Below are 7,935 nucleotides of genomic sequence, written 5' to 3' on the forward strand. Positions count from 1 at the left end.
GTGACCGGGGACACGGGTGGTGCGCAGGCGCCGGTGCGCTCGGCGTCACGCGTCACCCTCGACGACGTGGCCCGCCACGCCGGGGTCTCGGCGGCGACGGCGTCGCGCGCCCTGGGCGACGGACCCCACGTCGCGGCGGCGACCCGGGAACGCGTCCGCGCCGCCGCCGAGGAGCTGGACTACGTCGCCTCCCCCGAGGCCACCCGGCTCGCGGGCGGGCCGACGGGCCGGGTCGCCGTCCTCGTCCCGCACCCGTCGCGGTGGTTCTTCGGTGAGCTGCTCGAGGGCCTCGAGGGCGAGCTGCGCGCCGCCGACCTCGACCTCGTCCTCTTCCGTGTCGGCGGGCCCGAGGAGCGCGCGGCGTTCTTCGCCCGCCTGCCGGCGCGACGCAAGGTGGACGCCGTCGTGGTGCTCACCCCGGTGAACGAGACCGAGCACGCCCGACTCGCGTCCCTCGACGTGGCCGTGGTCGCCGCGGGCGGGCGGGTCGCGCCCTACCCGTCGATCGCCGTCGACGAGCACGCCGCCGGGCGCCAGGCGATGGACCACCTCCTGCACCTCGGGCACCGGAGGATCGGGATGATCGACGTGGAGGACGCCGGGGGTCCCGACGGCCGGCGCGCGGCCTGGGAGGCCGCGCTGCGCGACGCGGGCGTCGAGCCGGACGGGGACCTCGTCGTCACCGTGCCCGCGGACGGGGAGGGCGGCGCCGACGGGATGGCCCGCCTGCTGGGCCTGCGCTCGCCGCCGACCGCGGTGTTCGCCCACAGCGACGAGATCGCCCTCGGCGCGGTGCGCACGCTGCGCCGCGCGGGCCTGCGCGTGCCCGAGGACCTGTCGGTGATCGGGATCGACGACCACCCGCTGGCCGCGCTCACCGACCTCACCACCGTCGCCCAACCGGTGCGCGAGCAGGGCCGGCGGGCCGGCGAGCTCGTGCAGGCCGCCCTGCGCGGCGAGCTCGACCAGCAGGCCGTGACGCTGCCGACCCGACTGGTCCTGCGCAGCACCACCTCGCCCCCGGCGGCCCCGCGGTGACCGCGCCGGACCTGCGTCTGCGGGCACCGACCCCGGGGCTGCTCGCCCTGCCGTGGGAGCGTCCCCTCGGCGAGTGGGACGCGTCCACGGTGCCGTTGCGCGAGCTCCCCGTCGGACCGAGCCGCCACCTCGTGCGGTTCGTCGAGGCCGACGGGACGCTCTGGGCGCTCAAGGAGCTGCCGCCGCGCATCGCCCGCCACGAGTTCGACGTGCTGCGCCACCTCGAGATCGAGTGCCTCCCGGCGGTGCGCCCGGCCGGGCTCGTCACCCAGCCCGACCACGACGTCGCGATCCTGCTGACCCGCTACCTCGTGGGCTCCTGGCAGTACCGCCGCCTCATCGCGCGGCTGCCCCCGAACCGGCCCGCGCACCGCGCGCGCCTCTTCGACGCCATGGTCGGCCTGCTCGTCGAGCTGCACCGCCACGGCGTCTACTGGGGCGACTGCTCGCTGGCCAACACGCTGTTCACCCGCGACGGCCAGCTCTACGCCGCCCGGCTCGTCGACGCCGAGACCAGCGAGGTGCACCCGTCGCTCTCCGACGGCCAGCGCGCGCAGGACCTGGAGATCCTCGTCGAGAACGTGGCGTCCGGGATGGTCGACCTCGCGGCGAGCCTCGGCCGTCCGCCCGAGATCGAGGACGAGCTCATCGCCGAGGCGATGGCGCTCCCGGAGCGCTACGACGCGCTGTGGAACGCGCTGCACGCGATGCCGCAGTTCGCCTTCGGCGACCGCTACCGCGTCGAGGGGACGGTGCGCGAGCTCAACGACCTCGGCTACATCGTCGACGAGGTGAACCTGGCCCCGTCCGGGGACACCGAGGACGACGGCGGCGGGCTCGTGCGCCTGCGGATGGCCGTCGGCGACCGCACCCACCACGCCCGGTACCTCAAGGAGCTGACCGGGCTCGAGGTCGGCGAGGGCCAGGCCCGCATCCTGCTGGGCGACCTGCGCGCCCACCAGCGGGCGCTCAGCCGCGACCAGTCCCGGCGCGTCACCGAGGGGGAGGCGATCGCGAGCTGGCTGCACGACGTCCTCACCCCCGGCATGCGTCGCGCGCACGCCGCGGTGCGCCACGTCGGGACCGCGGTGCAGGCCTACTGCGACCTGCTCGAGGTCCGCTGGTTGCTCTCCGAGCAGGCCGGCGCGGACGTCGGGACCGAGCGGGCGCTCGAGGCGCTCGCCGAGCGGGCGCCCACGGACTCCGCGGCCCGTGCGCTCGTCGCCGACACCGCGTCCGACATCCCGATCGTCGCCCCCGACCCGGCCGTCCCGCCGGTGCCCCCGGACTGGTGAGCACCGGTGATCAGGACACGGCGAGCCACACCGCGGCGTCGGGGCCGAGCCGCCCGTCCTCGAGGGGCACGCTGGTGAGCAGCACCGCGTCGTGGGCGGGCAGGTCGACCGGCGCGTCGGACAGGTTGACCACGCAGGCGAAGCCCGGCTCGCGGCGCAGGTGCAGCACCGCGTCGCCCGGCGCCGAGACCCAGGTCAGGTCGCCGTCGCCCAGCGCCGGGTGCGCGCGCCGGCGGTCGAGGACGGTGCGGTAGAGCTCGAGCACCGAGTCGGGGTCGCCCTGCTGGCGGGACGCGGCGTAGCGCGCCCACCCCTCGGGCTGCGGGAGCCACGGCTCGGCCGCCCCGTCCGGGCTGAACCCCGCCGACGCACCGTCCTCGTCGGACCACGGGAGCGGCACCCGGGCGCCGTCGCGGCCGCGGATCGTGTGCCCCGAGCGCTCCCACGTCGGATCCTGACGTTTCTCGTCAGGAATGTCCTCGACCTCGGGCAGGCCGAGCTCCTCGCCCTGGTAGACGTACATCCCGCCCGGCAGCGCGGCCTCGAGCAGCAGGGCCGCGCGGGCGCGCCGGGTGCCCAGCACGAGGTCGGGGGCGGCGTCGGGGGACGACGGCACCGCGGACGTCGGGACGCCCTCCGGCTCGCGGGCGGGCCGCCCGTAGCGGCTGGGGTGGCGGACGACGTCGTGGTTCGACAGCACCCAGGTCGCCGAGGCGCCGACCCCGCGCAGGTGGCCGGTCGTGACGTCGATGGCCTCGCGCAGCGCCGTCGGGTCCCAGGGCGCGACGAGGTAGTCGAAGTTGAACGCGGTGTGCAGCCTGCCCGGCGCCACGTACCGGGCGAGCCGCTCCGGCGCCGGCGTCCAGGCCTCGGCGACGAACATGCGGTCGCCGGGGTAGGCGTCGGCGACCCGCCGCCACGACTCGTAGATCTCCAGCACCCCGTCGCGGTCGACGAACGGGTGCCCGCCCGGGGCGTAGCTGCGCCCGAGCAGGTCCTCGGCGTCGCCCAGGTCGGGCAGCGCCGCGTCCTTGACCAGCCCGTGCGCGACGTCGATGCGGAACCCGTCGACGCCCCGGTCGAACCAGAACCGCAGGACCGCCTCGAACTCGGCGGCGACGTCCGGGTGCGCCCAGTTCAGGTCGGGCTGCCCGGGGTCGAACAGGTGGAGGTACCAGGGGCCAGCCGTCCCGTCCGGATTTGCCACTCGCGTCCACGCCGACCCGCCGAAGTGCGAGCGCCAGTTGTTGGGCGGCTCGGCGCCGTCGGGGCCCGAGCCCGGCCGGAAGACGTAGCGGTCGCGCGCGCCGGGCTCGTCGGCGAGCGCGGCCCGGAACCACACGTGCTGGTCGGACGTGTGGTTCGGGACGATGTCGGGGATCAGCCGCAGCCCGTGCTCGTGGGCGTCGACGATCAGCTTCTCGGCGTCCGCCACGCTGCCGTAGGCCGGGTCGATCGCCCGGTAGTCGGCGACGTCGTAGCCGGCGTCGGCCTGCGGCGAGGCGTACCAGGGGTTAATCCACAGCGCGTCGACGCCGAGGTCGGCAAGGTACGGCAGCTTCTCGCGGATGCCCGCGATGTCACCGATCCCGTCGCCGTCTGCGTCGGCGAAGCTGCGGATGTAGACCTGGTAGATGACGGCGTCGCGCCACCAGGGCGTGTCGGGCACAAACGGCTCCCGGGTCGATCGTGGGGGGGACGGCCCCACCCACGATGCCCGATGAGCCCCGCCTCAGGCGCGGGCCGTGGCGCGCTCCTCGATCTCGTCGTCCTCGTCCTCGTACTCGTCCTCGTACTCGTCCTCGAGGTCCTCCGGCGCGGTGATCTCCTCCGGCGCCGGGGCCTCGTCGATGCCCTCGGGGGCACGGCGGGCACGCAGCGTCTCGGTGGCCCGGCGCAGCATCTCCAGCGCCTGCGCGGCGAGGCGGACGACGAACGCGAGGAAGAGGCGCGCCTGCTCCATCACGAACGCGACCGCCGCGCCCGCGCTGCTCTGGCCCTCGGGGGCCTCCTCCTTCGTGCCGGCCGCGCCGCCCGCGCCGCCTGCGCCGCTCTCGCCGAGACGGTCGGCGAGCCCGTCGACCTTCTCGACGGCGCGGTCGGCCACGGCGGCCAGGACGCGGCCGGCGAGCACGGGGAGCATGCGCTTGGCGGCCTCGCCCAGGACCTGGTTGCTCATCTGACGGGGACCGGGGGTGGTGCCGTTGGTGGTCATCGCGCCCGACGTTAGGCGTGCACAACCGGATGGACACTCCCCCGACGGCACCCACCCCGGTGGCACCTGCCCGTCCCCGCTCGCATCCGGACGAGGGCTACACCGGACGCTCGAGCATCTCCCGGATCGCGGCGTCGACGAACGCGGTGTCGTCGGGGTTCTGCCCGCCGCCCGCGAAGTGGCCCCACACGCCCGGGATGACGCGGACGTCCCCCTGCGGGATGTGCTGCGACGCCCAGACCTCGTCCTCGGGCGGGAAGTAGAGGTCCTTCTCCGCCGGCATCGAGAGCAGCGGGCAGCGGATGGAGTTCAGCGCCGCCACGGTGTCGCCGTCGAAGCCGGGGGTCTGCCCGACGTCGCCGTGCTCCCACGTCCACAGCATCGTGAGCAGGTTGTTCGGGTCGCGTCCGTCGAGCCAGAAGCCCTCCCAGAACCCGACGAGGAAGTCCTCGAGCGAGACGAACCCGAGCCGGCGCCACTCCTCCTGCCAGTAGAACGCCTGCGAGAAGCCCCAGCCGGCGTAGATGCGGGCGAACGCCCGCAGCCCGCGCAGCGGCGGCGCGTCCGGCGCGTACCACCCGTCGGCGAAGGCGGCGTCCGTGCGCATCGCCTCGCCGAGCGAGTAGAGGAAGACCTTGTTGTGGTCCGCGGTGACGCTCGACCCGCAGAACGGGACGGCCCGCTGGACCATCTCGGGGTGGCTGACCGCCCACTGGTAGGTCTGGCCTGCGCCCATCGACCAGCCGGTGACCAGCGCGAGGGTCTCGATCCCGAAGTGCTCGGTGACGAGCCGGTGCTGCGCGGCGACCTGGTCGTGGAACGTCACGAACGGGAAGCGCGCGCGGTCGTGGGGCATCGGCTGGTTGCTCGGTGAGCTCGACAGCCCGTTGCCCAGCATGTTCGGGACGATGATGAACCAGTCGGCGGGATCGAGCGCCATGCCCGGCCCGATCAGCCACTCGTTGTCTGTGTGCCACCCGGAGAACCAGGTCGGGTAGACGATCGCGTTGGACCGGTCGGCGTTGAGCGTGCCGTAGGTCCGGTAGGCCAGCCGGGCGTCCGGGAGCGTCATGCCGTGCTGGAGGACGACGTCGCCGAGCGGGAAGTGCTCGGCGTCGGTGGGTGGCGGCATGCGTGGGCCCTCTCGGTCGACGGTGACCCCCGCCGCGCATCCGAGCACGCCGGAGGTCCGCGCCGTGGACGCCGGGCGTGATCGTCACGAGACCGCAATCTCCGGCGCCCGGTGGCAGCATGGAGGGCGATGCGGCAGCCGGGGCGACGGGAACGTCTGCACGCCGCGCGCGAGCGCGACGGCGACACCTGCCTCTGGTGTGCGCGCCGCCTGACCGGCACCGTCGCCGCCACCACCGACCACGTCGTGCCCAAGGTCAAGGGCGGGCCGTCGTGGCTGGAGAACGAGGTCGCCGCCTGCCGCCGCTGCAACGGCGAGCGTGGGCACCGCGGGGCGGTCGAGTGGCTCGAGGAGTGCGAGCGACGCGGCTGGTCGCCCGACGCTGCCCGTCTGGAGCGCGTGCTCGTGTCGCTGGGCGACGCCATCGCCGAGCGGGGTGGTCAGCGCCGCGCCCGACCGCACCTCGACGCGCAGCTGCGCCGGCTGCGCAAGCGCTGGCCCTCGGCGGCCTAGAGGTCTCCGTACGCGGCGTCGAAGAACGCGAGCTCCAGGTCGACGGTGCGCCGGAAGATCTCGCCCATGCGTTCGCGGGCGACGTCGTCGGCGGTGGCCGCGACGCGGTCGGTCTCGGCGCGCAGGAGGTCGACCCACGCCGTGAACCCGGACCCGCGGTGCAGGTCGATCCACTCGCGATGGAGCCAGTCGGGCGGCGCGGCGTCGGGACGGGCGGCCCAGTCGAGGTAGAGCCACTCGGCGACGAGCAGGACGGTCAGCGCGACGCCGTAGTCGCCCGACCGGCGGGCGTCGTCCATGAGGTCGAGGAAGCCCTGCGTGGGAGGGAGCGGCTCGGCCGGCGTCGTGACCCCGAGGCGTCCGAGGGCGCGCGCGAAGTAGTCGTCCTCGTCCGAGGCGACGAGCCCGAGCTGGCGGGCGATGGCCAGGCGGGCCTCCGTGTCGTCGGCACCGGCCACGGCGGCGCCGAGCAGCGCGACGAACCGGTCGACGAACAGGGCGTCCTGGGCGAGATAGCGCGCGAGAACGGCGTCGTCGACGGTGCCCGCCCAGAGCTCACCGACGAAGCGGTGTCGGGTCGCGGCGTGCCAGGTGGTCGACGTCGCGGCGCGCAGGTTCTCGGAGAAGCTCACGCCTCACTCCGGTCTCGAGGATGCGGCTTTCCTGGCGTTGAGTGCCAGCGTGGACGCAGGGCTTGCACCCGGAGGGTGCACTTCCCGCCCCCACGCATGGCGCGGCCCGGGCACCGGCGAGCGGGGCGTTCGCCGATGACCGGGCCGCGGGGCATCCGGGCGCGCGCGGGAGGCCGCGCGCAGCCCGGAGGTGCTCAACGGGCGAACTCGTCGGGGTCGGGACCCAGGCGCTCCGCCTTCTCCATGTTGTCGATCGTGTTCATCTCGTCGTCCGAGAGCTCGAAGTCGAAGATCTCGAAGTTCTCGCGGATGCGCTCCGGGGTCACCGACTTCGGGAAGATGATGTTGCCGAGCTGGATGTGCCAGCGCAGCACCACCTGCGCGGGGGACTTGCCGTGCGCCTGCGCGATGTCGGCGAACTCGGGCGCGTCGAGCAGGCCCTTGCCCTGACCGATCGGGCTCCACGCCTCGGTGCGGATGCCGTGGCGCTCGTGGTACGAGCGCAGGCCCGCCTGCTGCATGTGCGGGTGCAGCTCGATCTGGTTGATCGCGGGCACCGTCTCGGTCTCCTCGAGGAGTCGGTCGAGGTGGTGCGGCTGGAAGTTCGAGACACCGATCGTGCGCGTCTTCCCATCGGCCTTCGCCTGCTCGAGGCCCTTCCACGTGTCGACGTAGAGGTCCTTGCCCGGCAGCGGCCAGTGGATGAGGTAGAGGTCGACGTGATCGAGCCCCATCACGCGCAGGCTCTCGTCGAGTGCGGACTGCGAGTCCTCGTAGCCGTGGTTCGAGTTGTTGCACTTCGTCGTGATCCACAGCTGGTCACGCGGGATGTCCGACTTGGCGACGGCCTCGCCGACCTCGGCCTCGTTGCCGTACATCTGCGCGGTGTCGATGTGGCGGTAGCCGACGTCCAGCGCCGTGCTCACCGTCTCCGCGGTGTCCGACGGGTCGATCTGGAACACGCCGAACCCCAGCTGCGGGATGGTCGTGCCGTTGTTCAGTTCGATACCGGGGACGTCACTCATGCGGCTCGATTACCCGGGACCGTCCGGTCCTCAACCAGCGGTGTGGGCGGGGGGGGGGGGCCCGGGCCCCCCCCCCCCCCCCCCG

Annotated in this window: 8 protein-coding genes; 3 read left to right on the forward strand and 5 right to left on the reverse strand. The window is 74.1% G+C overall.

Features of this window, described 5'->3' with window-relative positions; all coding sequences use genetic code 11:
* Entirely contained in the window at nucleotides 1–1,038 is a 1,038-nt protein-coding gene (locus PH191_RS20435) for a LacI family DNA-binding transcriptional regulator (protein ID WP_274196464.1), read from the forward strand.
* Complete coding sequence (locus PH191_RS20440) at nucleotides 1,035–2,333, forward strand: DUF4032 domain-containing protein (RefSeq protein ID WP_274196465.1); 1,299 nt, start codon at nucleotides 1,035–1,037, stop codon at nucleotides 2,331–2,333. Before PH191_RS20435 ends, PH191_RS20440 begins: the two co-directional genes overlap by 4 nt.
* Before the next feature lie 10 nt (nucleotides 2,334–2,343).
* On the opposite strand, the gene PH191_RS20445 is transcribed toward PH191_RS20440, so the two are convergent.
* From PH191_RS20445 to PH191_RS20455, 3 genes are all read right to left on the reverse strand, one after another.
* Nucleotides 2,344–4,002 (reverse strand): glycoside hydrolase family 13 protein, encoded by a 1,659-nt coding sequence (locus PH191_RS20445; protein ID WP_274196466.1) that lies wholly within the window; start codon nucleotides 4,000–4,002, stop codon nucleotides 2,344–2,346.
* Between the two features lie 63 nt (nucleotides 4,003–4,065).
* The gene (locus PH191_RS20450) at nucleotides 4,066–4,548 is read right to left on the reverse strand and encodes a hypothetical protein (protein ID WP_274196467.1); all 483 of its coding nucleotides are present in this window, start codon (nucleotides 4,546–4,548) and stop codon (nucleotides 4,066–4,068) included.
* Nucleotides 4,549–4,645: 97 nt separating this feature from the next.
* A complete protein-coding gene (locus PH191_RS20455; protein WP_274196468.1) occupies nucleotides 4,646–5,680 on the reverse strand; it encodes an alpha/beta fold hydrolase in 1,035 nt (344 codons plus the stop codon).
* A gap of 129 nt (nucleotides 5,681–5,809) precedes the next feature.
* On the opposite strand from PH191_RS20455, the gene PH191_RS20460 reads away from it, so the two are divergent.
* Nucleotides 5,810–6,193, forward strand: coding sequence for an HNH endonuclease (locus PH191_RS20460; protein WP_274196469.1), 384 nt, complete (start codon nucleotides 5,810–5,812; stop codon nucleotides 6,191–6,193).
* Here the strand turns inward: PH191_RS20460 and PH191_RS20465 are convergent.
* Complete coding sequence (locus tag PH191_RS20465) at nucleotides 6,190–6,825, reverse strand: TenA family protein (RefSeq protein WP_274196470.1); 636 nt, start codon at nucleotides 6,823–6,825, stop codon at nucleotides 6,190–6,192. The genes PH191_RS20460 and PH191_RS20465 overlap by 4 nt on opposite strands.
* Before the next feature lie 194 nt (nucleotides 6,826–7,019).
* Complete coding sequence (locus PH191_RS20470) at nucleotides 7,020–7,850, reverse strand: aldo/keto reductase (RefSeq protein ID WP_274196471.1); 831 nt, start codon at nucleotides 7,848–7,850, stop codon at nucleotides 7,020–7,022.
* Nucleotides 7,851–7,935 lie beyond the last annotated feature (85 nt).

Source organism: Actinomycetospora callitridis, assembly GCF_028737265.1.
In the GTDB taxonomy this organism is placed as follows: domain Bacteria; phylum Actinomycetota; class Actinomycetes; order Mycobacteriales; family Pseudonocardiaceae; genus Actinomycetospora; species Actinomycetospora callitridis.

Bases quoted from the DNA above. Each gene is read 5' to 3' on its own strand.
- PH191_RS20460 (WP_274196469.1), top strand. From the start codon at position 5,810: ATGCGGCAGCCGGGGCGACGGGAACGTCTGCACGCCGCGCGCGAGCGC.
- PH191_RS20470 (WP_274196471.1), bottom strand. From the start codon at position 7,850: ATGAGTGACGTCCCCGGTATCGAACTGAACAACGGCACGACCATCCCG.
- PH191_RS20455 (WP_274196468.1), bottom strand. From the start codon at position 5,680: ATGCCGCCACCCACCGACGCCGAGCACTTCCCGCTCGGCGACGTCGTC.
- PH191_RS20450 (WP_274196467.1), bottom strand. From the start codon at position 4,548: ATGACCACCAACGGCACCACCCCCGGTCCCCGTCAGATGAGCAACCAG.